The sequence below is a fragment of the Streptomyces malaysiense genome, assembly GCF_000980885.2.
Classification (GTDB): Bacteria; Actinomycetota; Actinomycetes; order Streptomycetales; family Streptomycetaceae; genus Streptomyces; species Streptomyces malaysiense.
Window position 1 is genome coordinate 1 of sequence record NZ_LBDA02000094.1, and the last position, 15,762, is coordinate 15,762.

General features: G+C 74.4%; 13 protein-coding genes. 5 read left to right on the top strand and 8 right to left on the bottom strand.

Features of this window, described 5'->3' with window-relative positions:
* Positions 1-78: 78 nt before the first annotated feature.
* The 7 genes from VT52_RS31195 to VT52_RS31225 all read right to left on the bottom strand — a co-directional run bounded on the left by VT52_RS31195 (position 79) and on the right by VT52_RS31225 (position 6,801).
* Positions 79-708: an acetate uptake transporter gene (locus VT52_RS31195; RefSeq protein ID WP_046420579.1), complete on the bottom strand. Its 630-nt coding sequence runs from the start codon at positions 706-708 to the stop codon at positions 79-81.
* A gap of 260 nt (positions 709-968) precedes the next feature.
* Positions 969-2,534 carry a sodium/solute symporter gene (locus tag VT52_RS31200; protein WP_079175399.1) on the bottom strand — a complete coding sequence of 522 codons (1,566 nt, stop codon included), beginning with the start codon at positions 2,532-2,534 and terminating at the stop codon, positions 969-971.
* 43 nt (positions 2,535-2,577) lie between these two features.
* A complete protein-coding gene (locus tag VT52_RS31205; RefSeq protein WP_206306653.1) occupies positions 2,578-2,931 on the bottom strand; it encodes a hypothetical protein in 354 nt (117 codons plus the stop codon).
* Between the two features lie 13 nt (positions 2,932-2,944).
* Positions 2,945-3,763 carry a LytR/AlgR family response regulator transcription factor gene (locus VT52_RS31210; protein WP_046420576.1) on the bottom strand — a complete coding sequence of 273 codons (819 nt, stop codon included), beginning with the start codon at positions 3,761-3,763 and terminating at the stop codon, positions 2,945-2,947.
* 31 nt (positions 3,764-3,794) lie between these two features.
* Positions 3,795-4,985 carry a sensor histidine kinase gene (locus VT52_RS31215; protein ID WP_053055490.1) on the bottom strand — a complete coding sequence of 397 codons (1,191 nt, stop codon included), beginning with the start codon at positions 4,983-4,985 and terminating at the stop codon, positions 3,795-3,797.
* 44 nt (positions 4,986-5,029) lie between these two features.
* Positions 5,030-5,716 (bottom strand): ABC transporter ATP-binding protein, encoded by a 687-nt coding sequence (locus VT52_RS31220; RefSeq protein ID WP_046420571.1) that lies wholly within the window; start codon positions 5,714-5,716, stop codon positions 5,030-5,032.
* A complete protein-coding gene (locus VT52_RS31225) occupies positions 5,713-6,801 on the bottom strand; it encodes an ABC transporter permease (protein WP_046420570.1) in 1,089 nt (362 codons plus the stop codon). Before VT52_RS31225 ends, VT52_RS31220 begins: the two co-directional genes overlap by 4 nt.
* Positions 6,802-6,972: 171 nt before the next feature.
* On the opposite strand from VT52_RS31225, the gene VT52_RS31230 reads away from it, so the two are divergent.
* The 4 genes from VT52_RS31230 to VT52_RS31245 all read left to right on the top strand — a co-directional run bounded on the left by VT52_RS31230 (position 6,973) and on the right by VT52_RS31245 (position 12,440).
* Complete coding sequence (locus VT52_RS31230; RefSeq protein WP_079175394.1) at positions 6,973-8,265, top strand: sensor histidine kinase; 1,293 nt, start codon at positions 6,973-6,975, stop codon at positions 8,263-8,265.
* Positions 8,262-8,912: a response regulator gene (locus VT52_RS31235; protein ID WP_046420568.1), complete on the top strand. Its 651-nt coding sequence runs from the start codon at positions 8,262-8,264 to the stop codon at positions 8,910-8,912. The genes VT52_RS31230 and VT52_RS31235 overlap by 4 nt, the downstream gene beginning before the upstream one ends.
* Before the next feature lie 453 nt (positions 8,913-9,365).
* Entirely contained in the window at positions 9,366-10,934 is a 1,569-nt protein-coding gene (locus VT52_RS31240) for an SDR family oxidoreductase (RefSeq protein WP_046420565.1), read from the top strand.
* A gap of 129 nt (positions 10,935-11,063) precedes the next feature.
* A complete protein-coding gene (locus VT52_RS31245) occupies positions 11,064-12,440 on the top strand; it encodes a cryptochrome/photolyase family protein (RefSeq protein ID WP_046420563.1) in 1,377 nt (458 codons plus the stop codon).
* A 19-nt stretch (positions 12,441-12,459) separates the two neighbouring features.
* On the opposite strand, the gene VT52_RS31250 is transcribed toward VT52_RS31245, so the two are convergent.
* Entirely contained in the window at positions 12,460-13,887 is a 1,428-nt protein-coding gene (locus VT52_RS31250) for an amino acid permease (RefSeq protein WP_046420561.1), read from the bottom strand.
* A gap of 290 nt (positions 13,888-14,177) precedes the next feature.
* On the opposite strand from VT52_RS31250, the gene VT52_RS31255 reads away from it, so the two are divergent.
* Positions 14,178-15,629 (top strand): purine-cytosine permease family protein, encoded by a 1,452-nt coding sequence (locus tag VT52_RS31255; protein WP_206306654.1) that lies wholly within the window; start codon positions 14,178-14,180, stop codon positions 15,627-15,629.
* The last annotated feature ends 133 nt before the right edge of the window (positions 15,630-15,762 follow it).

The window sequence follows — 15,762 nt, forward strand, 5'->3', positions numbered from 1 at the left end:
TCCTTCAGCAGGTTGGCCAGGCTCATGTCACTCATCAGGACTCCGTCGTGGTCGGTCGGGTGGGCGGCGGTGGCGGAATCAGCCCGCGAGCGGCCAGGTGGGCAGGGACTTGTCCTTCCAGGTGGCGTTGGCCACGCCGGCGAACGAGCCGTACCAGGCCAGCAGCGCGGTGAGCAGGCCCGCCCAGCCGCCGGCGTGCGAGACGCCGGTGCTCTGCCCCAGCTCTCCGGCGGCGAGCAGGACGAAGGTCAGCGACAGCACCGTGAACACGGCGAGCAGGACCGCGTTGATCCGGGTGGCGACGATCGTCATGTAGACGGTGAAGACGGCCCAGGCGAGCAGGAACAGGCCGGTGGCCTGGTAGGCGTGGGCCGCAGGCAGCTTCGGGGCGACGAACCGGACGTAGGCCGCGAAGGAGAGCCAGAAGCTGCCGTAGGAGGTGAAGGCCACGGCGCCGAAGGTGTTGTTCTTGCGGAACTCCCACATCCCGGCGAGCAGCTGGGCGATGCCGCCGTACCAGAGGGCGAGCGGCAGCACCACGCCCTCCAGGGCGCCGTCCTTGATCAGGCCGGCGTTGAAGACGGAGAGCACGAAGGTGGTGAGGGCGAAGGCCGCCAGGCCCAGGGGACCGGGGTCGGCGATCTGGGCACGGGCCGCGGGACTCGCCGGGGTCCGCTCGTCGGTGCCGGGCGTCTGGGTGTCGGTCATGGTGCGGTCCTAGGGTCGAGGAGTGGCTCGGACAGCGGTCCGGGAGCGAGGCGGTGCGGACGCGGGCACGGCGACACGCGGGGGCGGTGTGCGTCGGGCCGCGGGGCCGGTCCGGGCGCGGGTGCGCGGACGGACGGAGCGGGTCCGGCCGCCGTTCCCGGTCGGGGAGCGGCCGGCCGTCCCTTGCCGGTGCCTTTCTCTGGTCGGTTACTGTGCGGCACACCCGCCCCGCCGGGGAGTCCCCGTACGGGACTTGTCGGTCAGCGGCGGCCGTCGCGCGACGAACGGACGGGGGCGGAGGACGAACGGTCGCCATCCGCTGCCGAGCGGTCGGCCGGACCCGCCGCGAGTGCCTCCGGAAGGTGCAGCCGGGCCAGCATCACGGAGGCCGCCGCCGGCACCCGGCCGGGCGTGAGCAGGGAGACGCCCACCATCGTCAGGAAGGCGGCCGGGACGCTCCAGGCCGCGGGCTCGGCGAGCAGGGCCCCCGCCCGGCCGCAGCCGCCCACCCCCAGCAGCGCGAGGGTCGGCGCGGCCGCGGACAGCCCGCCGCCGACCACCATCCCGGCGACGGCTCCGGCCGCGGTCAGCCGCCGCCACCAGATGCCCAGCACCAGCAGCGGGCAGAACGTGGAGGCGGCGACCGAGAAGACCAGTCCGACTTCGTGGGCGACGGACATCCCGCTGCCCGGCAGCAGCAGCGCGATCGCGCAGGGCACCACGACGGCCGGCGCGGCGGCCCGGCGAAATCCCCGTACGTCCCCGCCGAACAGGTCCTGCGACAGTACGGCGGCCACGGACAGGGCCAGCCCCGAACAGGTCGACAGGAAGGCGGCGAAGGCACCCGCGACCACCAGCGCCGTCAGCAACTGGCCCGTGGCGCCCGGCACCAGGTGTCCGGGCAGCAGCAGTACCTCGGTGTCCGCCCGGCCGGCCGCGGCCAGGCCCGGTGCGTAGCGCCGGCCGAGGGCGCCGTACACCTCGGGCAGCAGGTAGAAGACGCCGAGCAGGCCGAGGACGCCCACCGTCGTTCGGCGGGCCGCGCGGCCGTCCGGGTTGGTGTAGAAGCGGGCGGTGACGTGCGGCAGGCCCATCGTCCCGAGGAAGGTGGCCACCATCAGCGAGTAGACGCTGTAGAGCCCCTGCCCGCCGCCGTGCCCGCTCGCCGTGTGCGCCACGGGCACGGGAGCGGGGGCGGGGCCGCCGCCCGGGTGCCAGACGCCGCGCCAGACGAGCAGCAGCGCCAGGGCGGGGACGGCGAGCGCGGTCAGCTTCAGCCAGTACTGGACGGACTGGACGAGCGTGACGCTGCGCATGCCTCCGGTGATCACGCTCACCAGCACCACGGCGGTCACCAGCACCGTACCCGACCAGGCGGGCGCGCCGAGGACCGTGTGCAACGCGAGCCCCGCGCCCACCAGTTGGGGTACCTGGTAGAGCAGTCCGATGAGTACGACGAACACGGTGGCCGTCCGCCGGACCGCCATCGAGCCGAGGCGCGCCTCGGCGAAGTCGGAGACGGTGTAGGCCCCCGAGCGGCGCAGGGGCGCGGCCACCAGGACGAGCAGCACCAGATAGCCGGCCGTGTAGCCGACGCCGTACCAGAGCATCGTGCTGCCGTACGTCGCCAGCAGCCCGGCGATGCCCAGGTAGGAGGCGGCCGAGAGGTACTCGCCGCTGACGGCGGCCGCGTTGCGCAGCGGTGAGACGGTACGGGAGGCGACGTAGAAGTCCGGGGTGGAACGGGACCGCAGGCCGTAGCCCCCGATGCCCACCGTCACGGCGACGACCAGGAGGACGGCCGTCAGGTTCGCCGGCGCGTTCACCGGCACCTGCTCGTGAGCGGCGGACACGCCGGCCGGCTCGCCGTCATGAGCGGCGGACGTGTTCGTCGAAGTCGCGTTCGTTGCGCTCGGCCCGGCGCACGTAGCAGATCCCGGCCGTCACCAGCAGCCCGTAGACGGGCGGTCCGAGGGCCAGCCAGGGCAGCGCGGTGCCCCACGGCCGCGCCCAGTGGGGCAGCGGCACGTGTCCGAGCAGCGGCGGCAGGGCGGCCAGCGGCAGGAAGACCGCGGCGCAGACCAGCAGCCCGAGCCGGAGCTGGGTGCGCATCAGCGCCTTCATGTACACCTCGCCGAGCGGGGTCTGCTCGTGCACGTCGCGCACCGCGGCGTCCCGCCTGCCGGGCCGGGCGGCACGGGTGCGGGGGTGGCTGACGCTCACGCGCCTGGACGGGTCACCCATGGGCGGCCCGTCCGCCGCGCGGGAGACCGGAGGCGGGCGGCAGCATCAGTTCGCGCAGCCGGCGGCTGCTGCGGCGGCTCACGGGGAGCACGGTGCCGGCCACCCGGACCGACAGCCGCCCCGAGTCGGCGAGGAGTTCCTCGATATGGCCGGTGGCGACGAGATAGCGGCGGTGCACCCGCACGAACCCGGCGTCCTGCCACTGGTCCTCCAGGCTGGACAGCGGGGCCCGCAGCAGACAGCTGCCGGACGCGAGGTGCAGGCGTACGTAGTCGCCGCACGCCTCCACGTGCCGTACCTCGGAGCGCTGCACGAAGCGGGTCACCCCGGATATCTCCACCGGGATCGTCTCGTCGGCGGCGGGTGGCTGCGTGCGGGGTGCGGGCGGCGCGGGCGGGGGCGCCGGGGCCGGCTCCGGGGAGGCGCCGGCCGAGGTCCGCCGCTCGGCGATCCGCCGCACGGTCTCCGCGAGCCGCTCGGCGCGGACGGGCTTGAGCAGGTAGTCGAGGGCGCGCACCTCGAAGGCCGGCACCGCGAAGTCGTCGTACGCGGTGACGAACACGACCGGCGGCGGCTCGGCGAAGCGGGACAGGACCCGGGCCACCTCCAGCCCGTCCAGACCGGGCATGCGGATGTCGAGGAAGACCGCGTCCACGGGGTGCCCGTGGGCCAGGGCGCGGTCCAGGGCCAGCAGGGCCGCGGGGCCGTCCGCCGCGCACTCGACGGGGCCGACGCCCTGGTGCAGTCCGAGCAGGTAGACCAGCTCGTCGCGGGCGTGCGGCTCGTCGTCGGCCACCAGGATGCGCAGCATGCGCAAATATGAGCATTGCTCATATAGTTGGTCAATCACTCAAGGAGTGTGGGATTGGCCACATCTGCGGGGCCGTCACCCCCGCACGGTACTTGGGCACCCGCAGCCGCACCTTGGTGCCCGCGCCGGGCGCGGTCTCGACCACCAGCCCGTACGCGTCGCCGTACACCCGCCGCAGCCTGGCGTCGACATTGCCGAGGCCCACGCCGCCCGAACCGCCGCCCGCCGCGGAGGTGCCGCCCGAGACCAGGATGCGGCGCAGCATCTCGGGGTCCATGCCGGCCCCGTCGTCCTCCACCGTGATGTGCGCCTCGGCGCCGACGTCCCCCGCGAGCACGGTGATCCGCCCCGGCCCGGTGCCGCCCTCGAAGCCGTGCCGCACCGCGTTCTCGACCAACGGCTGCACGCACAGGAACGGCACGGCCACCGGCAGTACCTCCACGGCCGCCTGGACGTCGATGCACAGCCGGTCGCCGAACCGTGCCTGCTCCAGCACCAGATACTGGCCGATCGATCGGAACTCCTCGGCCAGGGTGGTGAATTCGCCGTGCCGACGGAACGAGTAGCGCGTGAAGTCGGCGAAGTCCAGCAGCAGTTCACGGGCCCGCTGCGGATCGGTGCGCACCAGCGAGGCGATCGCGGTCAGCGCGTTGCAGGAGAAGTGCGGTGATATCTGCGCGCGCAGCGCCCGCAGTTCCGCCTCCACCAGGCGGGTGCGGGAGCGGTGCGTCTCCGCGAGTTCCAGCTGACCGGAGGTCCAGCGCGCCACCTCTCCGGCGGCCCGGACCAGGCCCGCCGACACACCCGGGGCGTAGACCAGCAGCGCGCCCTCGACCCGGTCCTCCACCACCAGCGGCGCCACGACGGCCTCGCGCAGCTCGCAGCGCAGGTCGCCGCACCACACCCGGTCCGCCTTCAGCACGGCGCTCCCGCCCCCGGCCAGCACGTCCCCCGCCAGCTCCGCCGCGCCCGCGCCATGGTGCCTCCCGGCGCCGTCCCAGGCGAGCACCCGCTCGGTGTCGGTGACGGCGAGACCCGGGGCGCCCAGCAGCTCGCGCAGGTGCCGGGCGGCCGCACCGGCCGACGTCTCGGTCAGGCCGGCGCGCAACGCCGGCGCCGCGAGGGACGCGCGGTGCAGCGCCTCGAAGGCCGCCTGCCCGGCGCGCCCGTCGAAGCCGGCGTGCCGGCGCAGCCGACCGGGCCGCCGGAACATGTCTGCCATGCCGGCCAAGGTAGCCGTCCGGACACCGTGCGAGGTACCCCGGGTCACTTCGCCGGTCTCGGCACCGGCACGAGCCTGCCGTCCCGCACCTCGGCCGTCCGGTCCGCGGCCGCGAGGTGGGTGCGGTCGTGGGTGACCAGGACGGTGGCGGTGTCCCGGTCATGGGTGAGCCGGACCAGCAGGTCGAGGACGGCGGTGCCGCGCTCGTGGTCCAGGGCGCTGGTGGGCTCGTCGACCAGGAGGACGGTGGGGTCGTTCATCAGCGCGCGGGCGATGTTGACGCGCTGACGCTGGCCGCCGGAGAGCTGGTGGGGGCGGCGCCCGGCCTGGTCGGCGAGGCCGACCGCGTCGAGGAGCGCCATGGCCCGCCCACGGGCCCCGGCGGGCGAGCGGCCGTCGATGTGGGCCATCACCTGGAGCTGCTCGGCCGCGGTCAGCGAGGGCAGCAGGTTGGGCTGCTGGAAGACGATGCCGATCCGGCCCCGGCGCAGCTCGGTCAGCTCGCCCCGGCCCAGCCCGGTGGTACTGGTGCCGTCGATGGTGACGGTCCCGGTGTCGGGCGTGATCAGGGTGGCGGCGACGGCCAGCAGGCTGGACTTGCCGGAGCCGGAGGGGCCGACCACGGCGGTCAGGCTGCCCCTGGGCACTTCCAGGCTGACCCGGTCCAGGGCGGTCAGCCGGGTGTCCCCGTCGGGATAGGTGAGGGTGATGTCGTTCAGGCTCAGGCTCATCGGGCGCTCCCCAGGGCGGTCAGCGGGTCGACGGAGGTGATGCGGCGGACGGACAGCGCGGCCCCGAGGGCGCCGAGTACGACCGTCACCGCGGCCGGGACCAGGACGGTGCCGGGGGAGAGGACGAACGGCACGGCGCCATCCACGACGAGGGCTCCCAGGGCGGCGGCGATGCCGGTGCCGAGCAGGGTGCCGCCGACGAGCAGGACGACGGCCTGGCCGAGCGCGTCCTTGAGCAGATAGGCGGTGGAGGCGCCCAGGGCCTTCAGCACGGCGACGTCGGCGCCGCGCTGGATGGTCCACACGGTGAAGAAGGCGCCGATGACCAGCGCGGAGATGGCGAACAGGAAGCCGCGCATCAGCTGCAGCGAGCCGTTCTCGGAGGTGTAGGAGCCGATCGCGGACAGCGAGTCGGCGGTGGAGACGGTTTTGGTGCCGGCCCGCCGGTCGACGGCCGCGATGTCGGTCCCCGAGGTGGTGGTCAGGGCCAGGACGGTGGCGGCCGGGCGTTCCCCGTCGCCGGTGGGCGGCGCGGTCCCGCGCCAGACGTCGAGACCGGTCCAGACGACCGGGGTGTGGCTGAAGAAGGCGTCGCCCCGCACCGCGGCGACCGTCAGCCGCTGTCCGGCGAGGGTGAGGGAACCGCCGGCCCCGACGCCGAGGTCGTCGGCCGCCCCGGTGGACAGCACCACCGTACGGTCGCCGAGCCTGTCGCCGTCCGGGGCGAGGCGGGAGCCGGGCCGGACACCGAAGACGGAGACCCCCGTGCTCCGGTTCCCGGCTGTGGCCTTGGTGGTGGTGATCCCGAGGGGTTCGGCGCTCTCGACGCCGGGGGCCCCGGCCCACTGCCGCAGCTGGGCCTCGGTGACGGTGGAATCGGCGTACGACAGACCCTGGCCGTGGGCGGGGGCCTGGAAGGCGATCTCGGTGGCGGGCAGCCCCGTGATGGCCGAGACGTTCTGCCGGCCCAGTCCGGCCGTCAGCCCGGACAGCAGCCCGACCAGCAGCGTGATCAGTACGACGACGGTTCCCATCAGGGCGAAGCGCCCCTTGGCGAACCTCAGATCTCTCCAGGCGACGAACACGGCCTCGGCTGTCCTTCCAGCGGTGAAAACGGTACGTCCCCACCGTCGCCGCCGAGCCCCCGTCCGCGCGTCCGGCGCAGGACGGCACTTCACGGGCCGGAAGGCGGCGGGCGGGTTCCAACTTTCGACAGAGGCCGGCGGGCCGGGGACTTCCGTAGCCTGGGAGGCACTGTGAACACCGCTTCCCCCGCTTTGACCCCCACCACCCGGGCCCTGTCCTGGTGCCTGCACCTGCTGGTCCTCGGCCTGCTCACGCTGGCCGCCTGGCGGGCCGTCGCCGACAGCCGTCCCACCGCCTGGCCGGTCGTCGCCGCCGCCGCGGCCTGCGCCGGGGTGTACGCGGCCGGGCCGCTGCTGCCCGGCGTCCGCCGCTCCCGACGGGCCGCGGCCCTGTGGCTCGCCGCGGTGGGCGCCGTATGGCTGGCGCTGCTGGTCCTTTCCCCCGACGCCGTGTGGATGGCGTTCCCGCTGTACTTCCTCCAGCTCCATCTGCTGCCGCGCCGGGCCGGGCTCGCCGCCGTGGCCGCCACCGCCGCGGCGGCCGTCGTGGGCTTCGCCGCCCATCAGGGCTTCTTCAGCGCGGCCATGGCGATCGGCCCCGCGCTCGGCGCCGCGGTCGCGGTCGCGGTGGTGCGGGGCTACGAGGCTCTGTACCGGGAGAGCGAGCGGCGCAGGCGCCTGATCGAGGAACTCACCGCCACCCGAGCCGACCTGGACCGGGTCCAGCACACCGCGGGGGTGCTGGCCGAACGCGAGCGCCTGGCCCGTGAGATCCACGACACCCTCGCCCAGGGCCTGTCCAGCATCCAGTTGCTGCTGCGCGCCGCCGAACGCGCCCTGCCCGCACGGCCCGATGCCGCCGCCGGGCATGTGGAGGCGGCCCGCCGGGCCGCGGTGGACAACCTCGCCGAGGCCCGCCGCTTCGTCGCCGCCCTCACCCCGCCCGCCCTGGACGGCACCACCCTGGCCGACGCGCTGGCCCGGCTGTGCGCCACCACCGGCACCAACCACCGGATCGCCGCGCGCTTCCACCTCACCGGCGACCCGGTCCCGCTGGCCACGGAGCACGAGGTCGCCCTGCTGCGCATCGCCCAGTCCGCGCTCGCCAACACCGTGCGCCACGCCCACGCCACGAGTGCCGACATCACCCTCGGCTACCTCGGCGACCGCGTCGCCCTCGACATCGCCGACGACGGCACCGGCTTCGACCCCGCCCTGCTGCCCGCGCCCGATCCGGAGAGCGGCGGCTTCGGCCTGGCGGCGATGCGCGCCCGGATGCACGCCCTCGGCGGCACCCTGACCATCGGGTCCGCGCCCGGCAAGGGCACTTCCCTGGCCGCCCGGCTTCCGCTCGGCGAGGCCGCCGGCGACCGGCCGGGAAGCGCGTCCGGGATCATGTACGACAGCACGTCCACCCCCGCACCCACTTCCGCACCCGACACCACGCCCGAGGCTCGCCCATGACCGACGACAGTTCCCCCGGCACCCCCATCCGGCTGCTCCTCGCCGACGACCACCCCGTGGTCCGGGCCGGGCTGCGGGCCGTGCTGGAGACCGAGCCCGGCCTCGTCGTCGTGGCCGAGGCCGCCACCGCGGAGGAGGCCGTGGACCGTGCCGCCGGGGGCGACGTCGATGTGGTGCTGATGGACCTCCAGTTCGGCAAGGGCATGGGCGGCGCGGAGGCCACCGCGCGGATCACCGCCAGGCCGGGGGCCCCGCGCGTGCTGGTCGTCACCACCTACGACTCCGACGCGGACACCCTGCCCGCCATCGAGGCCGGGGCCACCGGCTACCTCCTCAAGGACGCGCCGCCCGAGGACCTGGCCGCCGCCGTGCGCACCGCCGCGGCCGGCCGCACCACCCTCGCGCCCACGGTCGCCGAGCGGCTCATGAACCGGCTGCGCATGCCGGGCACCGCGCTGACCCGGCGCGAGACCGAGGTCCTCACGCTGGTCGCCGACGGCCTCTCCAACCAGGCCATCGGCCACCGCCTCCACCTCACCGAGGGAACCGTCAAGTCCCACCTCGCCCGCGTCTACACGAAGCTGGGCGTCGACTCCCGCACGGCGGCGGTCGCCGCGGCCACGGATCTCGGGCTCATCCGGCGTTGACCTCGGCGTCGTCCGCCGTGCGCCGCGGACCGGGCGCGCGCCCCGACCGCGCTCGCCGGTCGCCGAGGCCGAGGAGGCGGGCCTGCCCGAGTCGCCGGCGCGGATCTCGGTGGACCCGCTGCGCGGCACCTCGTCCGGAAGGCCGTCGTCCTCTCCTGCTCTGCGCGCGCCGCAGCGCCGCGGCCGAGGCGACCCCCGACGCGGTCGACGTGCCGGACACCGAGCGGGCCCGCCGGATCGTCGCGGAGGAGTGGGCACGGCTGGGCGTGGCGGACGAGCCCGCTGCGACCCGGCGAGTGACCTGGGGGCCGCCCCCGAACCCCCTCGAAACACTCCCGTACGTCACCCGATCGGTCCATGCCCCGGGCGCGTCCCCGCACGCGACCGCCACGCTGGAGACAGCCGGGAGCGCGATCCGACGCCCCGGGAGGCGAGCGTGGACGGGGCGGATCCGTGACGGACGAGACAGTGGCCCAGAACGCGCACGAGGACGGCTCGCGGGCCTGCCTGGTCACCGGCGCCAGCGGGTACATCGGCGGCCGCCTCGTGCCGGAACTGCTGGACGCCGGGTACCGGGTGCGCTGCCTCGTCCGCACCCCGCACAAGCTGCGCGACCACCCGTGGGCCGGCCGGGTGGAGATCGTCCAGGGCGACGTCACGGACGCGGCGTCGGTGGCGCGGGCGATGACCGGCATGGACGTGGCCTACTACCTGGTGCACGCGCTCGGCACGGGCCGCGATTTCGAGCGCACCGACCGGCAGGCGGCCCGGGTCTTCGGCGAGCAGGCCCGCCGGGCCGGCGTGCGGCGCCTGGTCTACCTCGGCGGGCTGACCCCGGCCGAAGTGCCCGAGCGCGAGCTGTCGCCGCATCTGCGTTCCCGGGCCGAGGTCGGCCACATCCTGCTCGCCTCCGGCGTGCCGACCGCCGTGCTGCGTGCCGCCGTCATCATCGGCTCCGGCTCCGCGAGCTTCGAGATGCTCCGCTACCTCACCGAACGGCTGCCGGTGATGGTCACCCCGCGCTGGGTGCACACCCGGATCCAGCCCATCGCCGTACGGGATGTGCTGCGTCTGCTGGTGGGCTGCGCGAAGCTGCCCCCGGACGTCAGCCGCGCCTTCGACGTCGGCGGCCCCGAGGTGCTCACCTACCTGGACATGATGCAGCGCTACGCCTCCGCCGCAGGGCTGCCCCGGCGGGTGATCCTGCGCGTGCCGGTGCTCACCCCGGGCCTGTCCAGCCACTGGGTCGGGCTGGTGACCCCGGTGCCGGCCGCCATCGCGCGCCCGCTGACGGAGTCGCTGCGGCACGAGGTCGTCTGCCACGAGAACGACATCGAGCGGTACGTGCCGAGCCCGCCCGGCCACCCCCTCGGCCTGGACCGGGCGCTCGCCCTGGCGCTCCAGCGGGTCCGCGAGGCCCAGGTCGTCACCCGCTGGTCCTCCGCCGCCGTGCCGGGCGCCCCGAGCGATCCGCTGCCCACCGACCCGGACTGGGCGGGCGGCAGCCTGTACACGGACGTGCGCGAACGCGAGGCGGACGTGCCGCCCGAGGCGCTGTGGCGGGTCGTGGAGGGCATCGGCGGCGAGAACGGCTGGTACTCCTTCCCGCTGGCCTGGGCGGTGCGCGGCTGGCTCGACCGGCTCGTCGGCGGTGTGGGCCTGCGCCGGGGCCGTCGGGACGCGCGGCGGCTGCGGGTCGGCGACTCACTGGACTTCTGGCGGGTGGAGGAGATCGAACGCGGCCGGCTGCTGCGGCTGCGCGCCGAGATGAGGCTGCCGGGCCTGGCCTGGCTGGAGATGCGGGTGGACGACGACGGCGGCGACGTCCGGTACCGGCAGCGGGCGCTGTTCCATCCCCGCGGGCTGCTCGGCCACCTGTACTGGTGGAGCGTCTCGCCCTTCCACGCCGTCGTATTCGGCGGCATGGCCCGCAACATCGTGCGCGCCGCCGCCCGCGCCCAGGACGACGAAGGCCGCCACGACCGCGACCCGGCCGCGACCGGGCACGGCGCCTCAGGATGACCACCGCCACCCGGACCCGGACCCGACGCGGACCTTGACCCGGACCCGGGCCGACCCGGATCCGCGTCCGGGCCGCCGCGCCGCCGGAGGACCGCGACCGCCCCGGTCACCGCGAATAGGCTGACCGCCATGTCCGTCTCGCTCGTCCTGTTCACCTCCGACCTGCGTCTGCACGACCATCCGCCGCTGCGGGCCGGGCTCGCCGCCGCCGACCAGGTCGTCCCGCTGTTCGTCCGGGACCGTGCCGTCGAGGCGGCCGGGTTCGCCACCCCGAACCGCACCGCGTTCCTCGCCGACTGCCTGGCCGACCTGGACGCGTCCCTGCGCGAGCGCGGCGGGCGGCTCGTGGTGCGCTCCGGCGACCTGGTGTCCCAGGTGTGCGGCACGGCGGCGGAGGCGGGCGCCGACGAGGTGCACCTGGCGGCCGCGCACAGCGCCTTCGCCACACGCCGGGAGGACCTGCTCCGGCGGGCGCTGGAGGCCGACGGGCGGCGGCTGTTCGTGCACGACGCGGTGACCGTGGCCGTGCCGCCCGGCGAGGTGACCCCGGTCGGCTCCGACCACTTCGCGGTCTTCACACCGTATTACCGCCGCTGGTCCCAGGTCGGGCTGCGCGCGCCCCTGGCCGCCCCGCGCCGGGTGCCCGTGCCGGACGGGGTGCAGGGCGAAGCGCTGCCCGCCCGCGAGGACGTCACCGGCGTCTCGCCCGCCCTGCCGGACGGGGGCGAGCGCGAGGGCCGCAAGCGGGTGAGCGCCTACTGGCGCAGGGGCCTGGACGCCTATGACGACACCCGCGACGATCTGGCCGCCGACGCCACCTCCCGGTTCTCCGCGCATCTGCACTTCGGCACCCTGTCCCCGGTGGAGCTGGTCCAGCGGGCCCGCCGGCACGGCGGTCCGGGCGCCGATTCGCTGGTCCGGCAGCTTGCCTGGCGCGACTTCCACCGCCAGGTGCTCGCCGCCCGCCCGGCGGTCGCCCGCGCCGACTACCGCACCAAGGGCGACCGCTGGCGCACGGGGCAGGCCGCGCGCGCCGACGCCGAGGCATGGCGGGAGGGCCGTACCGGATACCCGGTGATCGACGCGGCGATGCGGCAGCTGCGCCACGAGGGCTGGATGCACAACCGGGCCCGGCTGCTGACCGCGTCCTTCCTGGCCAAGACGCTCTACGTCGACTGGCGGACCGGCGCCGAGCACTTCCTGCACTGGCTGGTCGACGGCGACATCGCCAACAACCAGCTCAACTGGCAGTGGGTCGCCGGGACCGGGACGGACACCCGCCCCAACCGGGTCCTCAACCCCGTCGCCCAGGCCAGGCGGTACGACCCCGACGGCGGCTATGTGCGCCGCTGGGTACCCGAACTCGCGGACGTCGCCGACCGGTTCGTGCACGAGCCGTGGAAGCTGCCCGGCGCGGAGCGTGCCGCACTGGACTACCCCGACCCGGTGGTCGGGCTGTCCGAGGGCCTGGACCGGTTCCGCAAGGCCCGCGACCGGGGGAGATGACCGGCCCAGCCCGGATGCGCTACGCGGAGCGCCGCTCGGCGGCCGGTTCGGCCGCCCGTTCCCGCCGTGCCGCCATCACGGCGTAGACGAGGACGCCGGCGAAGAGGAACAGCGCGCCCTGGTACACCGCCGCGTACCCGGCGCCCGCCATCAGCCAGATCGAGAAGGCCGCGGCGGCCGAGGCGACCACCGCGTCCCGGACCAGCCGGCCCCGGTCCACCGAGCCGGCGCGGCCGGAGACGAGGTGGAAGAGCTGGGCGGCCGTGGCCAGCAGGTAGGGGACGGTCGCGGTGAAGGTGGTGACGAGGACCAGGACCTCGAAGACCCTGCCGGAGCCGGAGAGGTAGTTGTAGGCCGTGAGCAGGGAGGCCAGCACCACGGTGACGGCGACCCCGACCGTCGGCACGCCCCGGCGGCGCCGGGTGAAGGCGGCCGGGAAGAGTCCGTCGCGCGCGGCGGCGTACGGGGTCTGGGCGCTGAGCAGGGTCCAGCCGTTCAGGCAGCCGATCATCGACACCAGCGCGGCGAGCGCCACCGCCCAGCCGCCCCAGCTGCCGCCGAACATCGCGTTCACGGCGTCCGAGAAGGGCGCGGTGGAGTCGACCAGGCGGTGGTGCGGGACCGTACCGAACACGGACAGCGTGCCCAGCAGATACACCAGCGCCGCGCCCGCGGTGCCGATCACGGTGGCCCGGCCCACGTTGCGCCGGGCGTTCCTGACCTCACCGGCGCTGACCGCGGCGGACTCCACGCCGAGGTAGGAGAAGAGCAGCAGCGCGGCGGAGGCGGAGACCGCGCCGATCGCGCCGTGGCCGCTGGAGTTGAACGGGCCGAGCCGGGAGGGGTCGAAGAAGAACAGCCCGCCGATCGCCACGAGCAGCAGCGGCACGAACTTCAGCACCGTGGAGACCAGTTGCACGGCGCCCACGTACCGGGTGCCGGCGAAGTTGGCGAGCGCGGGCAGCCACTGGATCACCAGCGCGGCCAGGCACGCGGTCCAGCGGTGTCCGCTCACCGGGATCAGCACGTCCAGATAGCCGACGGCGGCCACGGCGAGCGCGGCGTTCGACACCCAGGTGGTGATCCAGTACGACCAGGCCGCGAGGAAGCCCGCGAAGTCGCCGAACGCCCCGCGGGCGTAGACGTACGGGCCGCCGGTGCGGGGATCGCGCGCGGCGAGCCTGCCGAAGGTCAGCGCGAGGGCGATGGCGCCGACGGTCAGCACGCCGAAGGCGACCAGGCTGACCGTGCCGTAGGGGGCGATGGAGGCGGGCAGCAGGAAGATGCCGCCGCCGATGATGTTGCCCATCACCAGGGCGGTGGCCACGGGCAGACCGAACCGGCGCGCGTGCCGGCTGCCGTTCGGGCCCTGGGGGTCCCCGACGGGCGCCGCGAGGCTCTCCGAGGGGGCCGGAGCCGGCGGGGGAGCGGTTCCGGTGACGTGCATGGGTGGTGCGCCTCTCATCAAGCCGACGTCCCGGGATCGCCGGGACCCAGTCATGGTCGGTGACGCCCCTACCGGTGGCAAAATCGCCGTTTCTTGTCTCGTCCGGGCATTCCGTACACGTAAAAACTGAGCCGGAGGGCCTCTCGGGCCGTGATATCTCCGGTAGCCGCCCGCCCCGCCGGGATCGCCCCACCGCGATCGCCCCGGGGTGCCGTCGTCCGCGGTCTCGTCACCGGGCCCGCGCCGGGGCACCATGTGATCCGAGTGACGAGGCGGGCTCGGGAGGCGGCATGAGCGTGTCGGAGCAGGGCAGGGTGTCCGGGATCGAGGTCCGGTCCATCGACTACGTCCCGCTGAACGAGCGGCACGGCAAACTGTGGCACCTGGGGCCCCTGTGGTTCATGTCCAACGCCCAGATCGCCACCCTGGCCGTGGGGCTGATCAGCATCACCGGCGGCGGCAACCTCGTCTGGTCGCTGCTGGCCATCGTCGCGGGCACCGTCCTCGGCACCTTCTTCATGGCCTTCCACTCCGCCCAGGGACCCCAGCTGGGCCTGCCGCAGATGATCCAGTCGCGGCCGCAGTTCGGCTATGTCGGCGCGCTCCTGGTGTGGCTGTTCGCCTACGTGCAGTACGCCGGGTTCAACGTCTTCAACAGCATCCTCGCCGCCGACGCCCTGCACGCCACGCTGCACGGCGGGGTGAAGCCCTGGGTCCTCGCGGTCACCGTGGTCGCGCTCGTCATCGCCCTGGTGGGCTACGACGTCATCCACAAGGCGGAACGGATCCTGACCTACGTCTTCCTGGTCGTCTTCGGGATCTTCACCGTCGGTGTGCTGCTCACCCTGCACTACCCGGCCGGCTCCTTCGACCTCGGCGCCTTCGAGTGGACGCCGTTCCTCGCCCAGTTCGGCGTGGTCGCCGGCTATCAGATCAGCTGGGCCATCTACGTCTCGGACTACTCCCGCTACCTGCCGCCGGACGTGACCGTCCGCAGGACCTTCTACTGGACCTACTTCGGCTCCGCGCTCGGCGGTATCTGGATGATGGTCCTCGGCACCCTGCTCGCGGCCTGGGCGGGCGCCCGCTTCGAGACGATCACCTCGATCGACGCCGCCGGTGACAAGGTCTTCGACGGCTTCGGCGCGATCGTGCTGCTCTTCGCCGCCCTCGGCCTCGTCTCCGTCACCGCGCTCAACATGTACGGCGGTTCACTGACCCTCATCAGCGCCATCGACTCGGTACGACGGGTGCGGCCGACGCTGTCCGTACGCCTGCTCACCCTCGCCCTCACCGCGGCCCTCTCCGTGATCGGCGCGCTCGCCGCCACCGCGCACTTCCTCGCCGACTTCAACGACTTCCTGCTGCTGGTCCTCTACCTGTTCATCCCGTGGACCGCGGTCAACCTGATGGACTACTACGTGGTGCGCCGGGGCCACTACGCGGTCGCCGAGATCTTCAACCCCCGCGGCATCTACGGCCGTTGGGGCTGGCACGGGATCATCTCCTATCTGGTCGGTTTCGCGGTCATGGTCCCGTTCTTCTCCGTCGGCACCCTGTACGTGGGCCCCGCCGCGAAGGCGCTCGGCGGAGCGGACATCTCCCTGTTCATCGGCCTGCCCGTCTCCGCCCTGCTGTACTGGTGGCTGACCCGCTCCCTCGACGTCGAGGCGGAGGAACGGCTGGCGCGTGCGGAGGCGGAGGAGCTGGAACGCGCCGCGTCCGAGCACCGGGAGCCCTGAGCGGCGGGGCCGCTCGTCCCGCAGCCGGGTCAGCGGCGCCACCGCGCCCAGGCCGGCCACGAGAACGCGTCCCCCCGCGACCGTCTCGGCCGCCCCCCGGTCGCCGCTTTTGGCCGAGCGGGCCTCGTGGACA